At 71.9% G+C, this 26,407-nt stretch carries 22 protein-coding genes; 5 read left to right on the top strand and 17 right to left on the bottom strand.

Going from position 1 to position 26,407, the window contains the following annotated elements:
• The first annotated feature begins 33 nt into the window (after positions 1-33).
• Complete coding sequence (locus tag ACIBJC_RS09790; protein WP_399290105.1) at positions 34-552, top strand: GNAT family N-acetyltransferase; 519 nt, start codon at positions 34-36, stop codon at positions 550-552.
• Between the two features lie 115 nt (positions 553-667).
• Here the strand turns inward: ACIBJC_RS09790 and ACIBJC_RS09785 are convergent, their stop codons facing one another.
• Genes ACIBJC_RS09785 through ACIBJC_RS09770 form a run of 4 tightly spaced genes read right to left on the bottom strand, consistent with a single transcriptional unit; the run spans position 668 to position 5,268 of the window.
• Positions 668-1,360 (bottom strand): demethylmenaquinone methyltransferase, encoded by a 693-nt coding sequence (locus tag ACIBJC_RS09785; RefSeq protein ID WP_399290104.1) that lies wholly within the window; start codon positions 1,358-1,360, stop codon positions 668-670.
• A 38-nt stretch (positions 1,361-1,398) separates the two neighbouring features.
• Complete coding sequence (locus ACIBJC_RS09780; protein WP_399290102.1) at positions 1,399-2,526, bottom strand: acyltransferase; 1,128 nt, start codon at positions 2,524-2,526, stop codon at positions 1,399-1,401.
• Positions 2,526-4,853, bottom strand: coding sequence for a bifunctional polysaccharide deacetylase/glycosyltransferase family 2 protein (locus ACIBJC_RS09775; protein ID WP_399290100.1), 2,328 nt, complete (start codon positions 4,851-4,853; stop codon positions 2,526-2,528). Before ACIBJC_RS09775 ends, ACIBJC_RS09780 begins: the two co-directional genes overlap by 1 nt.
• 4 nt (positions 4,854-4,857) lie before the next feature.
• Complete coding sequence (locus ACIBJC_RS09770; RefSeq protein WP_399290098.1) at positions 4,858-5,268, bottom strand: hypothetical protein; 411 nt, start codon at positions 5,266-5,268, stop codon at positions 4,858-4,860.
• Positions 5,269-5,557: 289 nt separating this feature from the next.
• On the opposite strand from ACIBJC_RS09770, the gene ACIBJC_RS09765 reads away from it, so the two are divergent.
• Positions 5,558-6,610 (top strand): chitinase, encoded by a 1,053-nt coding sequence (locus ACIBJC_RS09765; protein WP_399290096.1) that lies wholly within the window; start codon positions 5,558-5,560, stop codon positions 6,608-6,610.
• 85 nt (positions 6,611-6,695) lie between these two features.
• Here ACIBJC_RS09765 and ACIBJC_RS09760 read toward each other — a convergent pair whose 3' ends face one another.
• The 5 genes from ACIBJC_RS09760 to ACIBJC_RS09740 all read right to left on the bottom strand — a co-directional run bounded on the left by ACIBJC_RS09760 (position 6,696) and on the right by ACIBJC_RS09740 (position 14,602).
• Positions 6,696-9,845: a glycoside hydrolase family 2 TIM barrel-domain containing protein gene (locus ACIBJC_RS09760; protein WP_399290094.1), complete on the bottom strand. Its 3,150-nt coding sequence runs from the start codon at positions 9,843-9,845 to the stop codon at positions 6,696-6,698.
• 136 nt (positions 9,846-9,981) lie between these two features.
• Positions 9,982-10,461 carry an imidazolonepropionase-like domain-containing protein gene (locus tag ACIBJC_RS09755; RefSeq protein WP_399290092.1) on the bottom strand — a complete coding sequence of 160 codons (480 nt, stop codon included), beginning with the start codon at positions 10,459-10,461 and terminating at the stop codon, positions 9,982-9,984.
• A gap of 42 nt (positions 10,462-10,503) precedes the next feature.
• Complete coding sequence (gene mqnC, locus ACIBJC_RS09750; RefSeq protein WP_329821849.1) at positions 10,504-11,703, bottom strand: cyclic dehypoxanthinyl futalosine synthase; 1,200 nt, start codon at positions 11,701-11,703, stop codon at positions 10,504-10,506.
• Between the two features lie 115 nt (positions 11,704-11,818).
• Positions 11,819-13,636 carry a serine/threonine-protein kinase gene (locus ACIBJC_RS09745; protein WP_399290090.1) on the bottom strand — a complete coding sequence of 606 codons (1,818 nt, stop codon included), beginning with the start codon at positions 13,634-13,636 and terminating at the stop codon, positions 11,819-11,821.
• 72 nt (positions 13,637-13,708) lie between these two features.
• Positions 13,709-14,602 (bottom strand): menaquinone biosynthetic enzyme MqnA/MqnD family protein, encoded by an 894-nt coding sequence (locus ACIBJC_RS09740; protein ID WP_399290088.1) that lies wholly within the window; start codon positions 14,600-14,602, stop codon positions 13,709-13,711.
• Between the two features lie 437 nt (positions 14,603-15,039).
• Between ACIBJC_RS09740 and ACIBJC_RS09735 the strand changes: the two genes are divergently transcribed.
• A complete protein-coding gene (locus tag ACIBJC_RS09735) occupies positions 15,040-15,243 on the top strand; it encodes a cold-shock protein (RefSeq protein ID WP_365814426.1) in 204 nt (67 codons plus the stop codon).
• Positions 15,244-15,478: 235 nt separating this feature from the next.
• On the opposite strand, the gene ACIBJC_RS09730 is transcribed toward ACIBJC_RS09735, so the two are convergent.
• From ACIBJC_RS09730 to ACIBJC_RS09720, 3 genes are all read right to left on the bottom strand, one after another.
• Entirely contained in the window at positions 15,479-17,638 is a 2,160-nt protein-coding gene (locus tag ACIBJC_RS09730; RefSeq protein ID WP_399290085.1) for an AMP-dependent synthetase/ligase, read from the bottom strand.
• A gap of 280 nt (positions 17,639-17,918) precedes the next feature.
• Complete coding sequence (locus tag ACIBJC_RS09725; protein ID WP_399290083.1) at positions 17,919-20,231, bottom strand: FtsX-like permease family protein; 2,313 nt, start codon at positions 20,229-20,231, stop codon at positions 17,919-17,921.
• Positions 20,228-20,938, bottom strand: a complete 711-nt coding sequence (locus ACIBJC_RS09720; protein WP_399290081.1) for an ABC transporter ATP-binding protein — start codon at positions 20,936-20,938, stop codon at positions 20,228-20,230. Before ACIBJC_RS09720 ends, ACIBJC_RS09725 begins: the two co-directional genes overlap by 4 nt.
• 160 nt (positions 20,939-21,098) lie before the next feature.
• Between ACIBJC_RS09720 and ACIBJC_RS09715 the strand changes: the two genes are divergently transcribed.
• Both ACIBJC_RS09715 and ACIBJC_RS09710 read left to right on the top strand, forming a co-directional pair.
• A complete protein-coding gene (locus tag ACIBJC_RS09715) occupies positions 21,099-21,989 on the top strand; it encodes a sensor histidine kinase (RefSeq protein WP_399290079.1) in 891 nt (296 codons plus the stop codon).
• 119 nt (positions 21,990-22,108) lie between these two features.
• Positions 22,109-22,819 carry a response regulator gene (locus tag ACIBJC_RS09710; protein WP_399291140.1) on the top strand — a complete coding sequence of 237 codons (711 nt, stop codon included), beginning with the start codon at positions 22,109-22,111 and terminating at the stop codon, positions 22,817-22,819.
• A 50-nt stretch (positions 22,820-22,869) separates the two neighbouring features.
• On the opposite strand, the gene ACIBJC_RS09705 is transcribed toward ACIBJC_RS09710, so the two are convergent.
• The 5 genes from ACIBJC_RS09705 to ACIBJC_RS09685 form a co-directional block, all read right to left on the bottom strand.
• Complete coding sequence (locus ACIBJC_RS09705) at positions 22,870-23,166, bottom strand: DUF4229 domain-containing protein (RefSeq protein WP_399290077.1); 297 nt, start codon at positions 23,164-23,166, stop codon at positions 22,870-22,872.
• Between the two features lie 71 nt (positions 23,167-23,237).
• Entirely contained in the window at positions 23,238-23,768 is a 531-nt protein-coding gene (locus ACIBJC_RS09700) for a GNAT family N-acetyltransferase (protein WP_399290075.1), read from the bottom strand.
• A 14-nt stretch (positions 23,769-23,782) separates the two neighbouring features.
• A complete protein-coding gene (mqnE, locus tag ACIBJC_RS09695; RefSeq protein WP_399290072.1) occupies positions 23,783-24,976 on the bottom strand; it encodes an aminofutalosine synthase MqnE in 1,194 nt (397 codons plus the stop codon).
• Positions 24,977-25,062: 86 nt separating this feature from the next.
• On the bottom strand, positions 25,063-25,515 hold the full coding sequence (locus ACIBJC_RS09690) for an Lrp/AsnC family transcriptional regulator (protein ID WP_329821833.1): 453 nt from the start codon (positions 25,513-25,515) through the stop codon (positions 25,063-25,065).
• Between the two features lie 149 nt (positions 25,516-25,664).
• Entirely contained in the window at positions 25,665-26,372 is a 708-nt protein-coding gene (locus tag ACIBJC_RS09685; protein ID WP_399290070.1) for a UbiX family flavin prenyltransferase, read from the bottom strand.
• Positions 26,373-26,407: the final 35 nt, after the last annotated feature.

Below are 26,407 nucleotides of genomic sequence, written 5' to 3'. Positions count from 1 at the left end.
TGCGTACTGATCCCCCAGTGAAGGGCTGCCGCCATGACCCATGTGACCGAACCGCTCCCCGTGGTGCAGCTCCGCGTCCCCACCGAGGAGGACGCCTTCGCCTGGCACCGCGTCTTCGACGACCCCGAGGTGATGGAGTTCCACGGCGGTACGTCGGCCGAGATGTCCCTGTACGAGGAGCTGACCGCCCGGCAGCGCCGCCACGACGCGGAGCACGGTTTCTGCCTCTGGACGATGCTGGACGCGTCCGGGGAGGTGATCGGCTTCACGGGCGCCCAGCCCTGGCCGCACGCGTCGTTCGGGCCGGTGGGCGAGATCGAGATCGGCTGGCGGCTGGGCCGGGCGCACTGGGGCCGGGGGTACGTGACCGCCGCCGCGCGGACCACGCTGGAGCGGGTACGGGCGGCGGGCGTCGGCCGGGTCGTGGCGATGGTGAACTCCCGTAACGCGCGCTCGGTCGCGGTGACGCGGCGGCTGGGGATGGAGCTGGCGGAGACGTACGTCGGACCGGTGTCCCGGCAGGAGGCGCACTGCTACCGGTTGGAGTTGTGAGCCGGTGAGTGAGTGAGCCGGTAAGTGAGTGAGCCGGTGGATGGGTGAGCCTGTGAGTCGATGAGCCGATGAGCCGGTGAGTGGGGACGTGCCCTCCGCTCATCGGCCCCGGCCGTCAGGCCCGTACGCCCCGGTGCAGCGCCACGATCCCGCCCGTCAGGTTCCGCCACGCCACCTTCGACCAGCCCGCGCCCTGGAGCCGGGCCGCCAGCGCGGGCTGGTCGGGCCAGTCGCGGATGGACTCGGCGAGGTAGACGTACGCGTCCGGGTTGGACGAGACGGCGCGCGCGGCCGGCGGGAGCGCCCGCATCAGGTACTCCGTGTAGACGGTCCTGAAGGGCGCCCAGGTCGGGTGCGAGAACTCGCAGATCACGATCCTCCCGCCCGGCTTCGTCACCCGGTACAGCTCGCGCAGCGCCTCGTCCGTGTCGTGGACGTTGCGCAGGCCGAAGGAGATCGTCACCGCGTCGAAGACCTCGTCGGCGAAGGGCAGCTTCGTCGCGTCGCCCGCCGTGAACGGCATCCACGTGTGCCGCTTCTTGCCCTCGCGCAGCATCCCCAGCGAGAAGTCGCACGGCACGACGTACGCGCCGGTCGCGGCGAACGCCTGGGAGGAGGTGGCCGTGCCGGCCGCCAGGTCGAGGACCTTCTCGGCCGGGCGCGCGTGCACCGCCTTGGCGACCTCCTTGCGCCATCGCCGGTCCTGGCCGAGCGAGAGCACGTCGTTCGTGAGGTCGTAGTTCTCCGCCACGTCGTCGAACATCGAGGCGACTTCGTGCGGCTGCTTGTCCAGGGAGGCTCGGGTCACGGTGTCGAGTGTGCCAGGGCGTGACCCGCCGCCCGGCATCAGGGCAGCAGCCTCGGCCGTCGTTTCGCCGCCACGTCCTCCACCCACCCGAAGAGCGCCACGGCCGCCGCGATCAGCACCCAGGCAATCCCGAACTGGAACCACGCGCTGTCGAGCGGCAGGTCCCGCTCGAAGGCGGGGATGTCCCACATCACGTCGATCACCGGCACGCTCACCATCAGCGCGACCTCGTGCCAGAGGTAGATCGTCACCGCGCGGGCGTTGAAGACCCGGACGACCCGGTCGGCCACGGGACGGCGCGCCAGCCACCCGAAGTCCGGCCGGAACCGCAACAGCAGCAGCACGAACCCCGCCGACCACAGGGCCTGCGCGAGCGGGATGTCGTCCAGGTCGTACGTACCGTCCACCCGGTGGTGGAACGCCCACCATCCGCCGGCCGCCATCACCGCGAGCGCCGCCGCGACCACGCGCCCCGGGCGGAGCCGGTCGAGCACCCCGTCGCGGTGCGCGAAGCCGAGCAGCCAGCAGAAGAGGAAGACGGACAGATCGCTGAGCGCGGCGCCGAGCCGCCCGTCCGGCAGGGTCCACAGGGTCTCGAAGGCCACGACCGGGACGAGCGACAGCAGGAGTACGGGGAGCGGCGCGCGCCGGAAGAGCCTCAGCAGGACGGGCGAGAGCAGGACGAACCACAGATACGTCCGCAGGTACCAGAGCACCGCCCACGCCTGCTCGCCCCAGGCGTCGCCCGGCGGATCCCCGACCGGCAGCACCCAGTAGACGGCGTCGGCGCCCGGCAGCCACCCGTGCTGCGCCATGGCCACGACGAGTACGGCCCCGAACACCCACATCGGCACCAGCAGCCGCCGCAGCCTGCTCCGGATCACCTTCCCGGCGGGCCGCTCCAGGGAGCGCGCCATCAGCGACCCCGCGAGCGCGAACATCACCCCCATGGAGGGGAAGACCAGGCCCAGCCAGGGCCACTCGAAGGTGTGGTACGTGACGACGCGGATCAGCGCGAGGGCGCGCAGCGCGTCCACGTATCGGTCCCGGCCTCCGGGAGATCCGTCGGGAGTGGGGGCCTCGACCGGGGTACGGGTTACCGGCGCCGCGTCCGCCTCCCGCACCGCCTCCGGCGGCAGCGCCCCCCTGCGGTGCGCGCCCGCCATCAGGCCGCCCCCGCCCCGGGACGCGGCGCGCCGACCTCGCCGGTGCGCTTGAGCTTCTGCCAGCGCAGCCGGCCGCCCGTGAGCGCGGTGACGCTGGAGTGGATCAGCACCAGGTACATCAACTGCCGGTAGGCGATCTGCTGTAGCGGCATCATCAGCAGATACCGGTACTTCTCCTTGTCGAGCCGGAACGCGTAGGCAGCGCAAAGCAGTTGGACGAGGAGGACCGCCAGCCACGCCAGCAGCGACGCCCGGAAGTCGACGAAGATCATCGCGTAGACGGTGAACACGTCGATGAGCGGGGCGAAGACGGGCGTGACGATCTGGAAGAGCACCACCAGCGGCATGCCGACCCGGCCGAACCGGCCCGAGGGCCCCTTGTCCAGGACCGATCCTCGGTGCTTCCACAGCGCCTGCATCGTGCCGTAACTCCAGCGGTAGCGCTGGCGCCAGAGCTGTCCGACGCTCGCCGGCGCCTCGGTCCAGGCGCGCGCGTGCTCCGCGTACACGACCCGCCGGCCGGCCCGGTGCAGCGCGATGGTGATGTCGGTGTCCTCGGCGAGGGTGTCCTCGCTCATGCCGCCGACTTCGAGGACCGCCCGGCGGCGGAAGGCGCCGATCGCTCCGGGGATGGTGGGCATGCAGCCGAGGACGTCGTACATCCGCCGGTCGAGGTTGAAGCCCATCACGTACTCGATGTGCTGCCAGGCCCCGATGACGGTGTCCCGGTTGCCGACCTTGGCGTTGCCCGCGACGGCGCCGACCCGCTCGTCACCGAACGGCTGCACCAACTCCCGTACGGTGTCGGGCTCGAAGACCGTGTCGCCGTCCATCATCACGACGATGTCGTGACCGGCCTGGCGCACCCCGTTGTTGAGGGCGGCGGACTTGCCCGCGTTCTCCTGGCGGATGACCCGTACGTTGGGCAGCCCCAGGGACTCCGCGATCTCGGCGGTGCCGTCGGTGGAGCCGTCGTCCACGACGACGATCTCGATCGGATGGGTGCTCGCGGCAAGGGAGTTGAGCGTGTTGGCGATGCACTCCTTCTCGTTGTACGCGGGCACGATCACGCTCACCGGTTCGTACACCGGCGGCCCCCACGTGAAGCGGCGTCTGTTGCGCTGCCGGTGGTGACGGCGGGCGAGGACGAGCATCAGCCCGAACCGGGCCATCACGGCGACGCCGACGACCGCGAGGCCGGTGGCGAGACCGGGGACGGACCACTCGGCGACGGCCACGGCGGCGATCAGGGCCCTGCCCTCCCAGAGGGTGGTGCCGGTGGCCTTGCGGTGGGCCATCTGCGCGACGTTGACGCCGGAGTCCGCGTTCCCGTTCGCGTTCCCGGCCCTGTTCGCGTTCCCGGCCCCCGGCGGGCCGGCGGGGCCGCCGCCTGCGGGGCCGCCGGCCGACTGATCCGCCGCGCGGTCCGCCTGCTGGGCGCCGCTGACCGTCGTGAAGGTGTAGCCCTTCGCCTTCATCTTCTTGATGTACCGCGGCAGCGCCTTCAGCGTCTCCGTACGGTCGCCGCCCGCGTCGTGGAAGAGCACCGCCGCGCCGTCGCCGTCCTTCGGCGTGGCCCACTTGATGATCTTGTTGACGCCCGGCTCCTGCCAGTCCTCACTGTCGGTGTCGATGAAGACGCTCGTGTACCCCATCGCGCCGAGGCGCTGGTAGATCGGCCAGCTCTCGTTGTCGATCGCGTCGTTCTTCGAGGAGTACGGGGCCCGGAACAGCGTCGTCGTGATCCCCGCGGCGCCCGCCAGCGCGAGCTGCGTCTGGGCGATCTCGCGTTTGACGCGGGAAGCGCTCTGGTACGAGAGATCGACATGCGTGAAGGTGTGGACGCCGACCTCGTTCCCCTGGCCGACCATGTCCTTCACCACGCCCGGATAGCGCGAGACCATCGAGCCGATGAGGAAGAACGTGCCGGGCACGTCCTGGTCGTTCAGGATCTTGAGGACCTTCTCCGTGTACTCGGGATCGGGTCCGTCGTCGAAGGTCAGCACGATGGTCTTGTCCGCCACGGACTGCGTACGCGCCCGGCCGCCCGCGAAGCTCAGGATGGGACCGCCGTCGGCCACGCCGGCGGGGACCTCGCTGTTGCTCGCGTCGGAGCGGATCCGCTGGTCGCCGCCGACCTCGGAGCGCAGATAGCCGTCGAGCAGCAGCACGCTGACGAGGCCGACCAGCAGCAGCACGGCGAAGACCACCCGGGGCTTGGGGATCGCCTGGCGCCCGACGCGCTCGATGCGGGAGGGGGTGGCGTGCCGGCGCTTGCCCGCGGGAGCGGGAGCGGGGGTGGGGGTGGGGCTGGGTTTCTGGGGCATCGGCTCAGTCGTCGCTGCCGGTGGAGGCGGAAGCGGACGGGGCCACGGAGGACGCGGCCGAAGGGGGCGCCGTGGCGGGCGCCGTGGGCGGAGCCTCCCCCGCGCCGGGCGGCGGGGCGCCGCCCGGCGGTCCGTACCCCGTTCCCTCCTGGGCGGCGGCCGGTCCGCCGTCGAACGGCAGGATCTCCGACGGGCTCAGGGAGATCCCGCCCATGAAGGCGAGCCCCAGGACGGCGACATACCCGAGGGTCACGACGCCCAGCGCCATCCCGGCGCGGCGCAGCAGGCGGGCCCGGCGCCCGGAGGCGTCCACGAAGACGGGGCCCTCCTGGGGGCGGCCGGCACCACGTTTACGGCGCCGGTCCGGCCTGTCCGGGCGTACCGGGCGTTCCTCAAGGGTGGGGTCAGAATGCATGCGAGCAGATTGGCCACCCTTTATGTGCGAAACCTGTGCCTGTGACGACGCGTTCCTATGAATTCTTTCTTTTCCTGTCAGCGAGCTGAGAGGGATACGGTCCGACGATCAGCAGGAGGTATTCGCGATCCCCGCGCACACGCTGTTCGGAATGGGGGGTTGGGAATTTCCACCGAACCGCCCTCCTCGAACTGTGTGCTCCGTCACCACATTCCCGTGTGGGAAGCTCCTGAGGCTCCTGCCGTCCGGAACATTCTTCGAGAACACACGAGAGCGGGTGTATTTCTCCATGCCGAGTTCGCCGAGTTCGCCGAGTTCGCGGAGTTCGCGGAGTTACGGGCGTACGGTCACCTGGGCGGCGGGGCTCGCCGCGCTCGCGCTGGCCTGCACGTCCTGTGCGACGGGCACCGCCGCGGACGCCGGCCCCCGGGGCAGGGCGGACGGGAACGGCGCGACCGCCGCCACGGCGACGGCGTTCGCCCCGTACGTCAGCGCCACCACCGCCGCCGACAGTGACGGATCCGGCTCCCCCGACACGTACAACCTGGCCTTCGTGGTCACTGGCGACGGCGAGGGCTGTACCCCGGCCTGGGGTGGTACGGCGGCGTACGACAGCGCGGCCGTCAAGGCCCGCGTCGCGAAGCTGACGGCGTCGGGCGCCGATGTCCGGGTCTCCTTCGGCGGCGCCGCGGGTACCGAACCGGCGCTCGCCTGCGGCAGTGTCGACGAGCTCGTGGCCGCCTATACGAAGGCGCTCGACGCGGTGGGTGCGACGAAGGCCGACTTCGACATCGAGGGCGACGCGCTCACCGACAGCGCCTCGGTCGCCCTGCGGAACAAGGCGCTCGTCCGGCTCCAGGAGGAGCGGGACCTGGACGTCACGTACACCCTGCCGGTGATGCCCGACGGTCTGGAGAAGAGCGGCGTCGCCCTCCTCTCCGACGCGGTGGAGCGCGGCGTGCGGCTCTCCGCCGTCAACATCATGGCGATGAACTACGGCTCCGCGTACACCGGGAACATGGGCGGGTACGCGGAGCGTGCGGCGCGGGCGGCCCACGGCCAGATCGCGTCCACGCTGGGCCTGTCGTCGGCGCGGGCGTGGAAGGCGCTCCACATCACGGCGATGGCCGGTGTCAACGATGTCGCGGGCGAGACCTTCACCCTCGCGGACGCCGCGCGGCTCCGCCGCTTCGCCCGGGAGCAGGGTGTGGGTGCGCTCTCGATGTGGGCGACGTTCCGGGACCGGGGGTGCGCGGAGGGGGTGTCGACGGCCGAGGCGTCCGACACGTGCAGCGGCGTCGAGCAGACGGCGGGGGCGTTCGCGAAGGCGCTGGCGGGCTGACCCCACCGGCGCCCCCGCGATCTCGGGCACCCCGCGTCGGGCACCCCGCGTCGAGCGCCCCCGCGCTCTCGGGCGCCCCCGCGTCTCAGGCGGCCGGAACGTCCAGCGCGCTGATCCGCTGGGCTCCGTCGACCGCCCCCGGGTGGCGGCTCGTCAGGTCCAGTCGCAGCCGGGAGCCGCGTACCGGGTCGAAGGTGATGACGGTGGGCGCGTCCGAGGTGGTGGCCCAGGTGATCGCCGCCCCGCGCACCGGGACGTAACGGCGCCCGTCCCAGCAGGACACCTCGACGGAGGCGGGCAGCGTGTGTGTCGCGTCGGTGGTGAAGGAGACCTCGACGCGACGGAACCGGCGCTTCCCTGCCCAGGTCACCGCGACCCAGTCGGCCGCCCTGGCCCCGTCGAAGGCGGGCAGCAGCCGTGTGGCGGGCTTGTGGAAGGCGTTGGACCAGCCGGTGGCCGGGTCGCCGTCCAGCATCGCCGCGGGCAACGTCCCCGGCGCCCCCGAGTAGCTCGCGTCGGCCAGCGGGTACGCCGGGGCGCCAGGCCCGAGGTCGGGCGCGAAGGGCGGCGCGGGGGTGCCAGGCTTCGAGGTTCCGCCGGTGGCCCGTACGGTGACAGCGCCCTTGCGCAGCCCGGCCGAGCGGGCGGTGACGGTGAGGGGGCCCGCCGCGGTGCCGGAGCGGACGATGGCCAGGGCCTTGCCGTGGAAGGCGGTGCGCGTGCTCGCCTGGTACCGCTCGGCGCTCTCCTGACGTCCGTTGTCGACCCCGGCCAGCCGGCCGCCGGTGACCTGGAAGGAGATCAGGTGGTCGGCGTCGGGCACCACGACGCCGTGCCGGTCGGTGATCTCCGCCGTCACGAAGCAGAGCGACGAGCCGTCGGCCTTCAGGGTCGTACGGTCCGGGGTGAGCCGTACGGAGTGCGCGGGGCCCGCGGTGCGCAGCACATCGCTGGCGACCACCCGGCCGCCCTCCCGGGCCACCGCCTTCAGCTCGCCCGGTGCGAACGGCACCTTCCAGATGAGGTGGAGCTTCCCGGCGCTGCCGCCCGGACTGGTGTAACTGCCGGGGTACGGACCGGAGGTGACGGTCCTGTCGTCGCCGGTAGCCTCGGTGGTCTCCAGGTACGCGCGGCCGTCGGCGGTCCTCTTGGCGTCGAACCGGCGGACCCCGAGCGATGTGCCGTTGAGGAACAGCTCCACGGTCGCGACGTTGGAGTACGCCCACACCTCGACGGTCTCGCCCGCCCGGTGCCCGGTCCAGTCCATGGGCAGCAGATGGACCATCGGTTCGGCCGTCCACTGGCTCCTGAAGAGGTGGTACATGTCCTTGGGGAAGCCGGCCGTGTCCACCGCGCCGAAGAACGACGCCTTGACCGGGAACACGTCGTACGGCGTGGGCTCGCCGATGTAGTCGATGCCCGACCAGAGGAACTGTCCGGCGAAGTACCTCCGGTCCCGGTCCTTCTTCAGGCCGTACTCGCCACTCATCGTCCACGCGGCGAGGTTGTTGTCGTACGAGGACGTCTCGCGCTTTCCCGGGGTGTGGTTCTCACCGGTGTTGAGGTGCTCCGGCTCCTGGTAGCTGCCGCGTGTGGAGGTCTCGGAGGAGGACTCGGACTCGAAGAGGAACAGGTGCGGGTACCTGGCGTGGAGGGCGTCCACCGAGGCGGCGGTGTTGTAGTTGAGCCCGAGGCCGTCGATCCTGGCGAGCATGAGGTCGGCGGGGGAACCGACGGCGGGCAGGTCGCGGTACTTGTCGGAGCCGATCACCACGGGCCGGGTGTCGTCCAGTGCCCTGACGGCGTCGATGAGCCGCTGGGCCATCGCCAGGCCCTCGGTGGTGGTCGAGTCGGTGATCTCGTTGCCGATGGACCACATGACGACGGCCGGGGAGTTGCGGGCCGCGTGGACCATTTCGGCGATGTCCGCCTCGCAGTGCTCGTCGAAGAAGCGGCCGTAGTCGTAGGCGTTCTTGCCCTTCTTCCAGCAGTCGAACGCCTCCACCAGCATGATGATGCCGAGCCGCTCGCAGACCGCGATCATCTCGGGCGAGGGCGGGTTGTGCGACGTGCGGAAGGCGTTGACGCCCATGGACTTCATGATCTTCATCTGGCGCAGCAGGGCGTCGGTGCTGACGGCGGCGCCGAGGGCACCGAGGTCGTGGTGGAGGTCGACGCCCTGGATCTTGGCGTAGGCGCCGTTCAGCGAGAACCCGTGGTCGGGGTCGATCGTGAAGTGGCGGAAGCCGAAGGGGGTGCGGTAGGTGTCGGCGGTCCTCCCGTCGACCCGTACCTCCGTTTCGAGCGCGTACAGCCGCGGGGTCTCGAACGACCACAACTGCGGCCGGGTGACGTGGAGTTCGTGGGTGGCGGTCTCCGTGGCGGCGGCTCCGACGGTGAGGGTGGAACTCGTCCTGGCCACCGTGCGGCCCTCGGGGTCCTTGACCGTGGAGATGACGGTGACCGGTGTCCCGCTCTCCGACGCGTTGACGACACCGGTCAGCGCGCGGACGGTCGCGCGCCCGGCGGGCAGGGTGGCGGCCAGCTCCGGGGTGGTCACCTGGGTGCCCCAGCGCGCCACGTGCACGGGGTCCGTGATGACCAGCCGGGCGTTGCGGTAGATGCCGCTGCCCGAGTACCAGCGGCTGCTGGGCAGCCGGTTGCGTACCTTGACGGCGAGTACGTTCGGGGTCGAGCCGTCGGTGTGCAGCAGGTCGGTGAGGTCGAGGGCGAAGCCGGTGTAGCCGTACGGGTGGTCTCCGACGAGCTGCCCGTTGCAGTAGACGGACGAGTCCATGTAGACGCCGTCGAACTCCACGGATATCCGCCGGCCTGCCGACTCGCGCGGCAGCGTGAAGGATCTGCGGTACCAGCCGAGACCGCCGGGCAGGAACCCGGTGTGGCTCCGGGTGCCCGACTCCGTCGTCGGGGTCAGCTCGATGCTCCAGTCGTGCGGCACCGCGACCGTACGCCAGCCGGAGTCGTCGTGGCCGGGGTCCTGCGCGTCGTCGTAGGCGCCGGTCGGATCGGTGATTCCCCCGGGGTTGACGAGGGCGAAGCGCCAGCCGTCGGTGAGCGGGACGCTCCGCCGCCCCGGTCCGCCGAGGGGCGCGGTGGCGGAGTGCGCGGTGGCGCCCGGCGCGGTCGCGCCCTGCGCGGGGGTGGCCGTGGCGAGCGCTCCGGCCACGGGTGCGACGGCTCCTGCGATCAGTAACGACCTGCGAGTGACGCCCATGCGATCCCCTTTGATCGGCCTGTTGGGTTCAGCGCACAGATTCTGACAGTTTCAAACAGGTGCATGTCAAGGGTGCGTGCGCGCCCGTACGGGCCCAAGTGGCGGGAATCAGGGGGCAGGAGTCAGGGGGCAGGAGTCAGGCGCGGCGGTGGACCAGGCGTCCCGCGCACACCGTGGCGACACAGCGCCCGTCCGCGTCGAACACGGCGAGGTCCGCGCGTCCCCCCGTCCCGGCGATCGCGGGGCGCCGGGCGGCCGGCGAGTCCGACAGTACGACCACGCCCACCCGCGCGGCGGCGGCCCGGAGCCCCGGGTCGTCCGCGACGTACGCGTCGAGCACCGCGACCGCGCCCAGCTTCAGCACGGCGTGGATCCGCTCGCGCGGGCTCGGGGCGTCGGGCAGGGGCCCTTCGTGGACCCGCCCGGGTCCGAGGACGCCGGACCACTTCCGTACCCGCGCGCCCGGGAACCGTACCCGCAGCTCCTCGAACGTACCGACCGCGACGATCCGGTCCCGGCCGACCACCACCGCGCCGCCCGCGAGCGGCCCGCCGTCGCCGTTGTCGTCGCTGTCCCACGTGTACCGGAGCACGTCGGCCGCGTGCAGGGTCTCCACCTCAGCGCCTCACGGGAGTCGAAAGCCGGTACGACGACGTCGTCAGTTGGTGGCGATGAGCTTGAGCTCGGGGTGGGCCGTGCCGCCCTCGATCGCCGTCGACGAGATGTGCGACGCCACCCGCTCGTCGACCGGGTCGTTCGCCGGGTCGTCGTGCACCACCAGGTGCTCGTACGTCGTGGCGCGCTGCGCCGGGACCCGGCCCGCCTTGCGGATCAGGTCGATGATCTCCATCCGGTTGGAGCGGTGCTTCGCGCCGGCCGAGGAGACGACGTTCTCCTCCAGCATGATCGACCCGAGGTCGTCCGCCCCGTAGTGCAGCGAGAGCTGGCCGACCTCCTTGCCCGTGGTCAGCCACGAGCCCTGGATGTGGGCGACGTTGTCGAGGAAGAGCCGGGCGATCGCGATCATCCGCAGGTACTCGAAGAGCGTGGCCTGCGTGCGGCCCTTCAGGTGGTTGTTCTCGGGCTGGTAGGTGTACGGGATGAACGCGCGGAAGCCGCCCGTCCGGTCCTGTACGTCGCGGATCATCCGCAGGTGCTCGATGCGCTCGGCGTTGGTCTCGCCCGTGCCCATGAGCATCGTGGACGTGGACTCGACGCCCAGGCCGTGCGCGGCCTCCATGATCTCCAGCCAGCGCTCGCCGGACTCCTTGAGCGGCGCGATCGCCTTGCGGGGCCGCGCGGGCAGCAGTTCGGCGCCCGCGCCCGCGAACGAGTCGAGACCGGCGGTGTGGATGCGCTGGATGGCCTCCTCGACGGAGACCTGGGAGATCCGGGCCATGTGCTCGATCTCGGAGGCGCCGAGGGAGTGGATGACGAGCTGCGGGTACGCCTGCTTGATCGCCGCGAAGTGCTTCTCGTAGTACTCGACGCCGAAGTCCGGGTGGTGCCCGCCCTGGAACATGATCTGCGTACCGCCCAGCTCGACGGTCTCCGCGCAGCGGCGCAGGATGTCGTCGAGATCGCGGGTCCACCCCTTGGCGGTGTCCTTGGGCGCGGCGTAGAAGGCGCAGAACTTGCACGCCGTCACACAGACGTTGGTGTAGTTGATGTTCCGCTCGATGATGTACGTCGCGATGTGCTCCGTACCGGCGTACCGGCGGCGGCGTACGGCGTCGGCCGCGGCGCCCAGCGCGTGCAGCGGCGCCGAGCGGTAGAGGTCGAGAGCCTCCTCGGGGGTGATGCGCCCACCCGCGGCGGCACGGGCCAGAACGGACGTGAGGTCGGCCTTCTCGGTCACCGGGGCGGGTCCTTCCCAAGGGGTTGTCACGACCGATTCAGCCTACGCCAGGGCGCGCGGTGGTCGGTCGGCGCCATGGCGGGCGGGCGCCGGCGGGTGCCGGCGCGCCCATCGCTCACTTCTTGGTGAGGGTGCCTTTCGGGGTGCCCGCGGCGTCCTCGGCGGACTCGTAGCGCAGGGTGGTGCCGGAGGTGCGCGTGAAGGTCAGCTCGGCCACACCGCCCGTGGTGCACAGGGACTCCGTACTCCGCTTCGACTCGTCCGTACGCTCCTCGACGCGCACCACGTCGGCGGTGGCGGAGACGAGCTTGCCGACGCCGAAGCACGCCACGGTGGTGCCGAGGACGGTGATCCGGCTCGTCGTACGGACGATGTCGTCGCCCTTCGCGCCCTTGACGAACTCGGCGGTGAGCGTGCCGTGCGGGAGCCCGCTGCGTTCGGTGACCGGCCCGCTCCAGGTGCCGACGAAGGCCGCGGGGACCTCGGCGGCGGGTGCGGGCGAGGTCCGTCCCGAGGGGGCGCCCGAGGAGGGTGCGCGGGTGGCGGGGGTGGTCCCGGACGGGCGGCTCGCGGCGCTGTCGCCGCTCCCGCCGCCGGACGTGTTGCCGCGTATCTGGTCGAGGAGCAGCGTGCCGCCGACCGTCACCGCGGCCAGGGCGCCCGCCACGACGAGGGCGACGGTGCAGCTCACCCTGCGGACGGGGCGGCGGGGGGCGGTGAGCGGTGGAGCGGTCGGCGGTGGTGTGGTCGGCGGTGGTGTGGTCGGCGGTGGTGTGGTCGGCGGTGGTGTGGGTGGCTCAAGGGGCGGCGATACGGGCGGCGATACGGGCGGTGGCGTGGCCGGCTCGACGGGCGGGCCGAAGGACCCGAGGGGCGGGCCGCCGACCGAGGCGCTGCTGAAGGGCACGGGACCGGTCTGCTCGGGGACGTACGCGACGGCCAGGCCCGGCCCTGACGCGACGGAACCGGACGCGACGGGCCCGGACACCTCGGGACCGGACGCGTCCGGCCCGTGCCCCGTCGTCTCCAGGTCCAGCAGCCGCACCACCGCCCGGCTGACCTCCTCGACCAGCGGCCCCGGCAGCCAGCCGCCCGCCACCAGCGCCCCCGCCCCCTCGGGGGCGAGGAGCCGACCGACCTCCGCGGGAGCGGGCCGCGCCGCCGGGTCCTTGGCCAGACAGCGGGCGACGACCTCCCGCAACTCGCCCCGCAGCGCGCCGAGATCGGGCTCCTCGTGCACCACCTTGTAGAGCAGCGCGGCGGCCGAGGAGTCGCCGGGGAAGGGGCTCGCGCCCGTTGTGGCGTACGTGAGGACCGCGCCCATCGAGAACACGTCGGCCGCGCCGCCGACGTTCCGGCCGAGGATCTGCTCGGGCGCCATGTAGCCCGGCGAGCCGACCGAGACGCCCGGCGAGGTGAGCGACGTGGCGCCTTCGGTGGCGCGGGCGATGCCGAAGTCGATCAGCCGGGGGCCGTCCAGGGCGAGCAGCACGTTGGACGGCTTGACGTCCCGGTGGATCAGCCCCAGGGCGTGGACGGCCGCCAGCGCCTCCGCGAGTCCGGCGCCCAGCGCCCGTACGGACGTCTCGGGCAGCGGCCCGTGGCCCGCGACGGCCTGGGTCAGCGAGGGGCCCGCCACATAGCCGGTGACCACCCACGGAACGTCCGCCTCCGGGTCCGCGTCCAGCACGGGCGCCGACCAGCGCGGCCCGCCGGGACCGGTGCCGACCCGCCGCGCCGCGTCCACCTCGCGCCGGAAGCGGGCCCGGAACTCCTCGTCGGTCGCGAAGTGCGGATGGACGGCCTTGACCGCGACCGTACGGCCGCCCGCCGAGCGCCCGAGATAGACCCGGCCCATCCCGCCGGCGCCCAGCCGCCCGAGCAACCGGTACGGGCCGATGGCCGACGGATCGCCTGTGTCGAGCGGCTGCATGCCCGTTCCCCCTGTCAACGGCGTGCCTATGGGTCTCTGGGAAGCACCTTAGGAGTGACGACCTCGTGGTTGTCAGGCGGTCAGCAGTTCCACGTGGACATCGGCGGGGAACCCGGTCGTCGGTCCCGTCCGGCGCGCGAACTCCGCGACACCGGCGAGCTGATCGGGGCCGAAGCGGAAGTCGAGCGTGGTGAAGTAGCGCTCCAGCAGCTCCGCGTCGAACACCTCCCAGCGGGCGGCGTGCTTGGCGACCGACGCCACCTCCACCAGCGAGAGGTCCCGGGACGCGAGGAACGTCTCGTGCACCTCCCGTACGACCTTCGGCTCGCGCGCCAGGTACTCCTTGCGCGCCGCCCAGACCGCGAAGACGAACGGCAGCCCGGTCCAGTCCTTCCACATCTGCCCCAAGTCATGGACCTGGAGGCCGAGCCGGGGCGCGTCGTGGAGGGAGGCGCGCAGGGCGGCGTCGCCGATGAGGACGGCCGCCTCGGCCTCCTGCATCATCAGGCCGAGGTCCGGCGGGCAGGTGTAGTAGTCGGGCCGTACGCCGTACTGCTCGCTCAGCAGGAGCTGGGCCAGCCGTACCGACGTACGGGACGTGGAGCCCAGGGCGACGCGGGCGCCGTCGAGCCGGTCCAGCGGCGTCTGCGAAACGATCACGCACGACATGACGGGGCCGTCGCAGCCGACCGCGAGATCGGGGAAGGCGACGAGATCGTCGGCGTTGCGGAGGAATTCGACGAGGGTGACGGGGGCGATATCCAGCTCGCCGCGCACCAGCCGTTCGCTGAGCTTCTCCGGGGTGTCCTTCGTCAGTTCCAGATCAAGAAGGGTTCCGGTCCTGGCGAGCCCCCAATAGAGGGGCAGGCAGTTCAGGAACTGGATATGGCCGACGCGCGGCCGGGTGCCGTGGCCGCCTCCCGCACCTTCGGCCAGGCCTGGCGCACCGGGCGCCACCGTCGCCACGGGTGCCTCTTCTGTCGCTTCTGCCGCTGACTTTTCCTCTGGACTGTCCACAGCGCGAGGCTAGACCCGCGCCGTACGGGGAAGTGCTCCGGGGGCGCGGAGCCGGTCCGGTGTCGCCCGGCCGGGCACCGCCGGCGATCTTCTCGGCCGCCCGCTGTGGGCCCGCCGGCCGCCCGCTGTGGGCCCGCTGTGGGTGCGCCTTGGGCCCGTCGGCGACGCCGTTTCGTCAGCACGCGGGGCCCTTATACAAACGTCCGGGTGAAGTGATCTTTCCCTCTACCGCTGCGCACACGGTGCGTGCTAGGCTCGCCGCAAGTTGCAGTTTGGTTTCCCTTGCAGTACAGAGCCTGCGGAGCATGTGACCCGCAGGCTTTTGTAGTTTTCAGACTTCTTTGCAGGTTCTGGAGCAGGGCAACCCTTTGGCCCAAGGAGGGCTTATGGCTACCGGAACCGTCAAGTGGTTCAACGCTGAAAAGGGCTTCGGCTTCATCGCCCAGGACGGCGGCGGCCCGGATGTCTTCGTCCACTATTCCGCGATCAACGCAAGCGGCTTCCGTGCCCTTGAGGAGAACCAGGTAGTGACCTTCGACGTCACTCAGGGTCCGAAGGGCCCGCAGGCGGAGAACGTCACCCCGGCCTAGTTGCCAGGTCGCCAGGTCCGTCGATCGCGGACGTCTTACACGCAGTACCCAAGGAGCCCTGCTTCTCCCACTCAGGTGGGGGAAGGCGGGGCTCCTGCCTTTATCCCGCCCTTACCCCGTTTCCCGCCTCCGCCCCGGCCGCGTCCCGGAATTCCCCGAGGAATCAAAGGGAACGCCTGTTCACTCCCGTTCACTCCGGTTCGCTCCGGTTCACTGGTGCACCGTATACAACCCTTTACGCGTACAGCTCGGCGATCTCCGCCGCGAAGTCCTCGGCGATCGCCGCACGCCGCAGCTTCAGTGTGGGCGTGAGATGGCCTGCCGCCTCCGTGAAGTCCCCTTCGAGGACCCGGAAGCGGCGGATGGACTCGGCGCGCGAGACCAGCCGGTTCGCCTCGTCGATCGCCCGCTGGAGCGCGGCGCGCAACTCCTTGTCGTGGACGAGGGCGGCGAGCGGGGCGCCCTGCTTCCCCCGCATCATCCGCCAGTGCGCCAGGCCCTCCGGCTCCAGGGTGATCAGCGCGCCGGCGTAGGGGCGGTTGTCGCCGACCACCAGGCACTGGCTGACCAGCGGGTGGGCGCGCAGCCAGTCCTCCAGCGGCGCCGGGACGATGTTCTTGCCGCTGGACGTGATGATGACGTCCTTCTTGCGCCCGGTGATCGTCAGATAGCCGCCCTCGTCCAGGGACCCCAGGTCCCCCGTGGCGAACCACCCGTCGGCCGGTCCCGGACCGGACCCCGATCCGGGACCGGACCCCGGGCCCGGCTCCAGGGTCCGTACGGCCTCGCCGCGCTCGGCGTCCCAGTAGCCCGCGAAGACGTGCCCGCCGCGCAGCAGCACCTCCCCGTCGTCCGCGATCCGTACGGAGGTGCCGGGCATCGGCCAGCCGACCGTGCCCAGCCGGGGTTTGAGCGGCGGGGTGACGGTCGACGCCGCCGTGGTCTCCGTCAGCCCGTACCCCTCGAAGGTCACGACGCCGGCGCCCGAGTAGAACGCGGCCAGCCTGCGCCCGAGCGGGGAACCGCCGCAGATCACGTACTTCACCCGCCCGCCCAGGGCCGCGCGGATCCGCCGGTAGACCAGCGGTTCGTAGAGCGCCCGCAGGGCCCGCAGCCCGAACGACGGGCCGGGGCCCTCGCCGTGGCCTGCCGCCTCCACCGCCGCGCCGTACGCCTGGGCGATCCGCGCGGCGCGGTCGAAGGACGCGCCCCGGCCCTTCCGCTCCGCCGTGGCGAGGCCGGTGTTGTAGACCTTCTCCAGGACGTACGGGATGGCCAGCAGGAACGTCGGCCGGAACCCCGCCAGGTCGGCGAGCAGGTCCTCGGTCCTGATGGAGGGCGCGTGGCCGAGCCGTACCCGGGCGCGCAGACAGCCGATCGCGACCATCCGGCCGAAGACGTGGGAGAGCGGCAGGAAGAGGAGGGTGGAGAGCGTGCCGGACGCGTCGGACGGGGTGGACGAGGTCAGTGAGGTGACGGAGGCGGAGCCGTCCGCCGGAGCCGCCGGATCCGCCGGAGCCGCCGGGGCGTAGCGCGCCTGCCCCGGCGCCTTGAAGACGGGGTGCAGCAGTTCGATCGCGTTGTCCACCTCCGCGAAGAAGTTGCCGTGCGTGAGGACGCAGCCCTTGGGGCGTCCCGTGGTCCCCGAGGTGTAGCTGATGGTCGCGGCGGAGTCGGGGCCGAGGGCCGCGCGCCGTACGGTGACCTCCTCGTCCTGGACCTCCCGCCCGGCCGCGCACAGCGAGTCGACGGCCCCCTTCTCCACCGTCCACAGCCGGGTGAGTCCGGGCAGCCGCTCCCGCTCCTGGCTGATCAGCCGCGCCTGGATCCCGTCCTCGACGACACAGGCCACGGCGCCGGAGTCCTGGAGGATCCAGCGGACCTGGAAGGCCGAGGAGGTCGGGTAGATGGGGACGGTGACCAGTCCGGCGGCCCAGGCGGCGAAGTCCAGGAGCGTCCACTCGTACGTCGTACGGGACATGATCGCGAGCCGGTCGCCGGGGCGCAGCCCTTCCGCGATCAGCCCTTTGGCGACGGCCAGCACCTCGTCGGCGAAGGCGGTGGCCGTGATGTCCTGCCACTCCGCGCCGCTGCCGCCGCTCCTATTCCTGCCGCCGCTCCTGCCGTGCGACGGCGCGGACTGCGCCGGTGCCGCCCCGGGCCGCTTGCGGCTGATGACGACCGCGTCCGGCGCCTCACGGGCGTTGTCGAAGGGGATACCGGCGAGCGAGCCGCGCCGTACGGGCCGTGCGAGCGGCGGTACGGACACTTCCCTGACCACCCCGTCCTCCCACCGCTTCGCCGGCTCGACCAGCGGCGGTACGGAGTGCGGTACCGGCAGCGGTACGGGCACGGCGGTGGCGGGCGGGGCGTCGGCGGGCAGGGCGTCGGACACGGGCGTGCTCCTCCAGTTCGTGCGGCGGACCGCGCTCGCAGGACGGCCCCGCGACGAACTCGCCTTTCAGCAACCTTATTTAACAGTCAAGCTACGACCGCGCGGGGAGTCAGGACAACGGCCGACCGCTATCTGCACTTCTCCGGCACAGCACCCGGCCGATTCCTCACCGAAAACCTCGGACTTCCGCGGTCGGTGGCGCGAGGACGACGGCGGCGGCGAGCAGGGCGGCGGCGACGGGGCCGCGGCGAGCGGGGCGCCGACAACGGGGTCGCCTTCGCTACTCGTTGTGCAGCACCTCCGCGATGGTGAGGCGCGCCGCCGACCGCGCCGGGACCAGCGCGCCGAGCACGGCGATCGTGACACCCGCCAGCGCCAGGCCGGTCATCTGCGGTACGTGCCAGACGCTCTTCATCGACTCCGGGAACGCGATCACCCCGACGTTGTCCACGACCAGCCGGTGCGCCACGATCCCGAGCGGGATCCCGAGCACTCCGCCGGCCGCACCCAGCCCCGCGACCGATGTCACCGTCATCGCCACGGTCTGGCGCGGTGTCATCCCGATCGACTTGAGCATGCCCAGGTCCCTGCGCCGCTCCCGGGTGTTGAGCAGGACGGTGTTGAAGACTCCGAGCGCCGCGACGACGGTCAGCAGCACGGTGAACACCGTCGAGAAGGTGACGACGGCCACGACGGCGCCGGCGCTCGCGGTGATCAGCGACGGGCGCAGCGCCGGATCGACCGCCTCGACGGCCTTGAGGTACGCGCGGGTGTCGGTGCCGGGGGCGAGCCGGACCGAGTAGCCGAAGACCGGTGTGTCCGGGGCCAGTTCGGCCATGGTCCGCCGCCCCGCCTCGAAGGACCGGGCGTCGCCGTCGATGACCCGGCCGACCACCGTCACGGGGAGCCGCCGGCCGTCCAGGTACAGGGTGGTCCGGTCGCCGACCGTGAGCCCGTTCTCCTTCAGGAACGCGGGCCCCGCCGCGATCTCGCGCCGCCCGTCCGGCCAGTGCCCTGCCACGATCCGGTCGGCGAGGGGCCGGGTGTCCCCCCAGTAGAAGTCGAGGAAGCGCGTGGTGGTCGTGGACCCCGCGAGTTGCACCTTGGTGAGGGCGCGGACCGTGATCCGGTCGGTGCCGGGCACCGCGCGCAGCCGCGCCTCGATCGCGCGGTCACCGAGCTTGGACGCCGCCCCACCGGCCTCGGGCTCCCTCATGTCGACGTTCACCCGGTCGGCGCCGTCGCCCGTGGCCGCGTCCGCGTACGCGACCATCGTGCTGGTCAGGCCGGTGGTCAGGGTCACGGTGGTGACCCCGAGGACGATGGCCGCCATGGTCAGCAGCGTCCGGCCGGGGCGGGCGAACGGCTGGCCGAGGCCCAGGCTCACGGGGCGCGGCAGCCGCGTACCGCCGAGCCACCGCTGCACCCGCAGCCCGCGCCCGGTCCGCGGCGCGCTGCCCGCGCTGATCGCCTGCGCGGCGGGCAGCCGGTGGGCGCGCAGTGCGGGGATCAGCGCGGCGAGGACGACGAGGGCGGGCATGGCCAGGAGACAGCCGGCGGAGAGCCAGGGGCTGACGCCGATGGACGCGGTGCCGGTCTCGATCCCGCCGAAGGCCAGTTGGAGGATGGGCGGTGCCAGTACGTTGCCGAGCGCGGTGCCGAGGACGCAGCCGGCGACGGCGGGCACGGAGACCATCGTCAGATAGACGGCGACGACCTGGTGCGGGGTGAACCCGAGCGCCTTGAGCACGCCGATGTGCCGGTACCCGGAGACCACCGCCCCGCTGACCACGTTCCCGACGATCAGGACCGAGATCAGCAGCCCGAGCACCCCGAAGAGCGTCATGAACGGGAGGTAGGCGTCGGCCTGCGCGGAGAAGGCCTGCTTGAGGGTGAGGTAGGACTGCGAGCCGGTCAGCGCGCCCGCGGGCAGCCCCGCGGTCGCGGTGTCCAGCGCGGCGCGGAGCCGCGCCTGCGTCCCCGTACCCGCGTCGGAGAAGCGGTAGAGCATCTGGGCCGAGGTCGGATGCAGCGCGGTGACCTGTTCGGGTGTCACCCAGCCGCCCGCGGACCGGCTCATACCGGCCGCGAACCCGACGACGGTGAGCGTCGGGGCCCCGGGCGTCCTCAGCTCGGTCCCCAGCATGGCGGAGTCGGGCGTGCCCTGGATGGGCCATTCCACGACGAGTTCACCGGGCGCGGTGGCCCAGCGGCCGGTCAGGAGACGGATACGGTCCACCGGGCCCGCCGGGTCGGCCCGCCCGACCACGGTGAGCGGACCGCCCGGTCTGCCCAGCCAACTGTCGGGCACGTGGAGGACGGCCTGGCCGAACGGCCCCGCGGCGGCGACCCCGGGCCGCCCGGCGGTCCTGGCGAGCCGCTCGTCCGACACCTTCGCCGGGTCGAAGCTCACCACCGCGTGGGCGCCCCGCTGTTCGGCGAAGGCCCGGTCGAAGGGGGCGGAGGTGGCGTCGAGCACGGCCAGCGCCAGCAGCACGGTCACGGTGGAGCACAGGACGACGAGACCGATGACGAAGGTCTGGAGCCCGCGGCGCCGCACGGCCCCGCGCGAGGCCCGCCACACGGCGCTCATCCGGCCGCCTCCAGTGCGCTCGTACGGGCCACCCGGCCGTCGGCGACCTCGACCAGGCGGCTGGCGCAGCGCGTGGCGAGATGCGGGTCGTGGGTGACGATCAGCAGGGTCTGGCCTATCTGGTTGAGGTCGATCAGCAGGTCCATCACCTGTTCGCCGGAGCGGCTGTCGAGGGCGCCGGTCGGTTCGTCGGCGAGGAGCAGCGCCGGACGGTTCATCAGCGCCCTGGCCACGGAGACGCGCTGGCGTTCGCCGCCGCTGAGGGTCGCCGGGTAGTTGTTCCGGCGGTCGGCGACGCCCAGTTCGTCGAGGAGTTCCAGCGCGCGCAGCCGGGCCTGCCGGGCCGGGGTACCGGTCAGTTGGGCGGCCAGGGCCACGTTGTCCAGGGCGGGCAGGTCGTCGATGAGGTTGAAGAACTGGAAGATCATCCCGATGTGCCGCCGCCGGAACAGCGCCAGCCCCGTCTCGTTCAGCTCCCCCAGGTCCTGGCCGTTGACCTCGACGGTGCCGGAGGTCGGGCGGTCGAGTCCCGCGACCATGTTGAGCAGGGTGGACTTGCCGCAGCCGGAGGGCCCCATGACGGCGACCGCGTCGCCCGCGCGGATCTCCAGCGACATACCGTCCAGGGCCTTGGCCTCGCCGTACTCCTTGTGCACGCCGTCCAGCCGTACGACGATCCGTGGCGCGCTGCCGTCATCTGTTGTCATGGCACGAACCTAGAAGCGGCCTCCGGGCCCCGGCGTCACGCGCGGGATGTATCCGGCTCCGCCCGTCATCCCGGCGATGTACGAAACCGCACCGGGAGAATGACGCGGAACGCGCCGACCGCTGCAAGGCTGAGGGCGGTTCGAGGGACGGGGGCCCGAGGTGGTGGTGGGATGGCTGGTCGCGGCCCTGGTGGCGGCGTGCGGGGCCGTGGGATGGCTGGGGGTGCTGCTCGACCGCGCCCGCCGGTCGCACCGGGCGGCCGTGGAGGAGCGGGGCTGGCTGCTGGAGCGGGAACGGGAGAGCGCGGCGCGTACCGCGGTCGACGCCGAACGGTCCCGGATCGCGGCGGAGCTGCACGACATCGTCAGCCACAACGTGAGCCTGATGGTCGTTCAGGCCGGGGCCGCCCGCGAGGTGCTGGCCACGCTGCCCGACGAGGCCGCGACCGCGCTCGGCGCCGTCGAGACCGCCGGGCGGAACGCGATGACCGAGCTGCGGCATCTGCTCGGGCTGCTCGCCCCGGAGCAGGGCGGCGAGGACGAGCCGTACGGTACGGACCCGTACGGATCCGACTCGTACGGTACGGACGCGTACGGTACGGGCCTGGCGCCGCAGCCGAGTCTGCGCCGGCTCAGTCCGCTGATCGACCGGATCGCCTTCGCCGGGCTGCCCGTGGAGGTACGGATCTCCGGGGAACCGCGCCCGCTGCCGGCCGGCATCGACGCCACCGCGTACCGGATCGTCCAGGAGGCGCTGACCAACGCGCTCAAGCACGGGCACGGGGACGGGGACGGGGTGAAGGCCGAAGTGACGGTGCGGTACGCGGAGCGCCATCTGCGGGTCGAGGTGCTGAACAGCGGGCCGAGCGCGCTCTCCGGCGGCGGGGCGGCGCCCCGTGACCGCCCGGCCGCGGCTCCGGCGGACGGCGCGGGCCGGGGGCTGATCGGCCTGCGGGAGCGGGTGGCGGTGTACGGCGGCGACCTGGACGCCCGGCGCCGGCTCGGCGGCGGGTACCGCGTCCGCGCCCGGATCCCGCTGGACCGGCCGTGACGGCGCCGGACGGGACGGAGCCGTACGGGACGACGCCGGACGGTCCGGAGCCGTACGGGACGACAGCGGGCGGGACGGCGCCGGGCGGGAAAGCAACAGGCGGGCGCGGCCCCCGCGTCGTGATAGCCGACGACCAGGAGCTGGTCCGTACCGGCTTCTGCCTGATCCTGCGGGCGCGCGGTATCGATGTCGTCGGTGAGGCGGCCGATGGCGCCGAGGCGGTGGAGGCGGTGTGCGGACTGCGGCCCGATGTCGTGCTGATAGACATCCGGATGCCCGTGATGGACGGTCTGGAAGCCGCCCGCCGCGTTCTCGCGCGGGCTCCGGAGTGCCGGGTGATCATGCTGACCACCTTCGACCTCGACCAGTACGTCTACGCGGCCCTCGCCGCCGGTGCCAGCGGCTTCCTCCTGAAGGACGTCACCCCGGCGCATCTCGCCGCCGCCGTACGCCTCGTGGACACGGGGGACGCGCTGCTCGCGCCGTCGATCACACGCCGCCTGGTGGAACGTTTCGCGTCCGGTCCCCTGCCCACCCGCGCACCGGCAGTCCGCGCACCAGCCGCCCCAGTCCCGGCCGTCCACCGTGATCTCGCCGCGCTGACGCCCCGCGAGCACGAGGTGCTGACGCTCCTGGGCCGGGGGCTCTCCAACACCGAGCTGGCGCGGGCGCTGACGCTCAGCGAGGCCACGGTGAAAACCCACGTGGCCCGGATCTTCGCCAAGCTGTCCCTGCGCGACCGCGCCCAGGCCGTCGTCCTCGCCTACGAGACGGGGATCGTCGCCCCCGGCGACCGGGACCTGTCCCCGGGAGCCGGAGCCGACCGCTGACCGACCGCTGAGGCCGGTCTCCCCGCCGAACGCGCCGTGACCGGACGCCGTTACTGGACGGCGCCGTCCTCCTGCGCCCGGTTGGCCTCCAGCCGGGCCTTCGCGGTGTCGACCTTGTCCACGATCTGCTCGGACATGGCGTCGCGCTGCTTGCGCAGCAGGATGAAGCTGAGCGGCGCCGAGATGACGATGGCGAGCAGCAGCACCCAGACGAAGTTCGAGTCCCCGAGCCCCTTGGGCAGCACACCGACCTGGACCAGTCCGGCGACGACGACGAAGCTGGCGACGAAGATACCCAGGCGCATCGCGGTGTACCGGAGGGTGGCGCCTGTTTTCACAGCGGTCACGACGGGCCTTCTCTCTTCTTCCTGACGTCTTAAAGGTGCGAAAGGCGTACGAACAGTGAAGCACGCACCGTTCAGTGCCGGTCCAGCGGGAGCAGCATCGTGATGTCGTCGCGGTCGTCGCCCGGGGCGACCCTGATCGCGTCCGGCACGCGGCCGACCTCCTTGTAGCCGCAGGCGGCGTAGAACGCGTCCGCGCCCGTGCCGCCCCGGCAGGTGAGCCGTATCGACTCGATGCCCTCGACGGAGCGCGCCCCGTCGGCCGCCGCGGCCATGAGGTCGCGGCCGTATCCCTTGCCCTGGTGACGCGGGTGGACCATCACCGTGTAGAGCCAGAGCCAGTGGCGCATCAGCCGGTGGGCGTTGAGGGTGAGGAACGCCACCGCGGCGACGGCGCCCTCCTCGTCGTACCCGACCAGCAGCCGGGTGCGGCCCTCGGCCATCGCCGCGAGGTGCTTGACCAGCTCGGGCCGGATGTCCTCGGCCGTCACCGGCGGTACGAAGCCCACCGCGCCGCCGGCGTTGGAGACGTCCGTCCACAGGGCGAGGACCCCGTCGCGCAGGGCGCGGTCCACCGCCGGATCCAGCTCGAATATGAGCGCCATCGGAACGTCCCGCCTCAGAGCCGCATCGCCTGCGGAGTCTCGCGGCGGTCCTGGTCCGGCCCCGGGTACTCGCGGATGATCTCGTAGCGGGTGTTCCGCTCGACGGGGCGGAAGCCCGCGTCACGGATGAGGTCGAGCAGATCCTCACGGCCGAGCTTGTTGGGCGTGCCGTAGTTGTCCGCGTCGTGCGTGATCTTGTACTCGACGACCGAGCCGTCCATGTCGTCCGCGCCGTGCTGGAGGGCGAGCTGCGCCGTCTGCACGCCGTGCATCACCCAGAAGACCTTGACGTGCGGGACGTTGTCGAAGAGCAGCCGGGAGACCGCGAAGGTCTTCAGCGCCTCGGCGCCGGTCGCCATCGACGTACGCGCCTGGAGGCGGTTGCGGACCTTGCCGTCCTGCATGTCCACGAAGTCGTGCTGGTAGCGCAGCGGGATGAAGACCTGGAAGCCGCCGGTCTCGTCCTGGAGCTCGCGCAGCCGCAGGACGTGGTCGACCCGGTGCCGGGGCTCCTCGATGTGCCCGTACAGCATCGTGCACGGGGTCTTGAGCCCCTTCTCGTGCGCGAGGCGGTGGATGCGCGACCAGTCCTCCCAGTGGGTGCGGTGGTCGACGATGTGCTGCCGGATCTCCCAGTCGAAGATCTCGGCGCCGCCGCCGGTCAGCGACTCCAGGCCGGCGTCGATCAGCTCGTCGAGGATCTCGGAGGCGGAGAGCCCCGAGATCGTCTCGAAGTGGTGGATCTCGGTGGCGGTGAACGCCTTGAGGGAGACCTGGGGCAGGGCTTCCTTCAGCGCGCTGAGCGAGCGCGGATAGTAGCGCCACGGCAGCGTCGGGTGGAGGCCGTTGACGATGTGCAGCTCGGTGAGGCTCTCGCCCTCCATCGCCTTGGCGAGGCGGACGGCCTCCTCGATGCGCATCGTGTACGCGTCCTTCTCGCCCGGCTTGCGCTGGAACGAGCAGTACGCGCACGACGCGGTGCACACGTTGGTCATGTTGAGGTGCCGGTTGACGTTGAAGTGGACCACGTCGCCGTTCTTACGGGTCCGCACCTCGTGGGCGAGCCCGCCGAGCCAGGCGAGGTCGTCCGACTCGTACAGGGCGATGCCGTCCTCGCGCGTCAGCCGCTCGCCGGCCAGAATCTTGGCTTCCAGCTCGCGCTTGAGACCCACATCTTGGACAGATGCAGTCATCAGGCCGCCTCCCATACGTCTACCAAATCGGGCCTGTCGAGCCTACGCCCCCCGACCGACAGAACCCGAAGCGGCCCTCCGTCCGCCTCCTCGCCGCGCGCTCAGTCCTCGGGCAGTCCGCCCACCCTGTTCTCCCACTTCGTGGAGAGGACGATGGTCGTACGGGTCCGGGAGACGCCCTTCGTGCCGCTCAGCCGCCCGATCGTCTTCTCCAGGCCGTCGACGTCACTCGCGCGCACCTTGAGCATGTACGAGTCGTCGCCCGCGATGAACCAGCAGTCCTCGATCTCCTCCAGGTCGCGCATCCGGCGCGCCACGTCCTCGTGGTCGGCGGCGTCGGAGAGCGAGATCCCGATCAGCGCGGTGACCCCGAGGCCGAGCGAGGCGGAGTCGACCGTGGCGCGGTAGCCGATGATGACGCCGGCCGCTTCGAGACGATTGATGCGGTCGGTGACGCTGGGCCCGGAGAGCCCGACGAGCCGGCCCAGCTCGGCGTACGAGGCTCTGCCGTTCTCCCTGAGGGCCTGGATGAGCTGCCTGTCCACGGCGTCCATATGCCTGGAACCTTCCATTATTCAGTGATCTCGCAAAGATATAGAGAGAATCTAAGGCATGAAGAGGTGAAGTCCTGCGAATTTACCAAATGATCAAAAGAATGCTCAGCCGTCGCTCACCGCTCGGCTCACTGCTCACTGCTCACTGCTCACTGCTCACGAGAGCCTCCCAGCTCTCCCTCCCAACGGCGGTACAGCCCGTGCGCCACCCCGGCCGCGTCCAGCACCCGCCCGGCGACGAAGTCGACCAGGTCCTGGATGTGCGTCGCCCCCGCGTAGAACGCCGGGGAGGCGGGCAGCACCACCGCGCCCGCCTGGTCCAGCGTCACCAGGTGCCCCAGCGTCTGGCCGTTCAGCGGCGTCTCCCGTACGGCGACGACCAGCTTCCGGCGCTCCTTCAGCGTGACGCTCGCCGCCCGCTGGAGCAGATCCTTCGAGAGCCCGAGCGCCACCCCGGCCACGCACGCCGTCGAGGCGGGCACGATCAGCATCCCCTTCGACGGGTACGAACCGGAGGAAGGACCGGCGGCCAGGTCCCCGGCGGCCCAGTACCGTACGTCCGAGAGGGCGGGCGCCAGGTCGCCCGTGAAGGTCTCCGGCTTGCCGTCCGCGCCGCGCGCCAGCCAGGCGGCCAGATCCTCCCGCCAGTGCGCGTCCCGGAAGGCGACGCCCGTCTCGTCGAGCAGCGTCAGCCTGGACGCCCTGCTGACGACGAGGTCGACGCTCTCGCCGGCCGCCAGCAGCCCGCGCAGCACGGCAGCGGCGTACGGCGTCCCGGACGCGCCGGAGACCCCGACGACCCAGGGCCGCCTCGGCCGGGGCGGGCTGTGGTGGTCTGCGTACGATCCGGGTTTCACGCGTCCGAGCCTATCCGGCGGCCCCGGCAAGGAAC

It is taken from the genome of Streptomyces sp. NPDC050509, from assembly GCF_044457965.1.
In the GTDB taxonomy this organism is placed as follows: domain Bacteria; phylum Actinomycetota; class Actinomycetes; order Streptomycetales; family Streptomycetaceae; genus Streptomyces.
The sequence above is the reverse complement of the archived record's forward strand: the minus strand, read 5'-3'. Positions and strand labels throughout refer to the sequence as shown.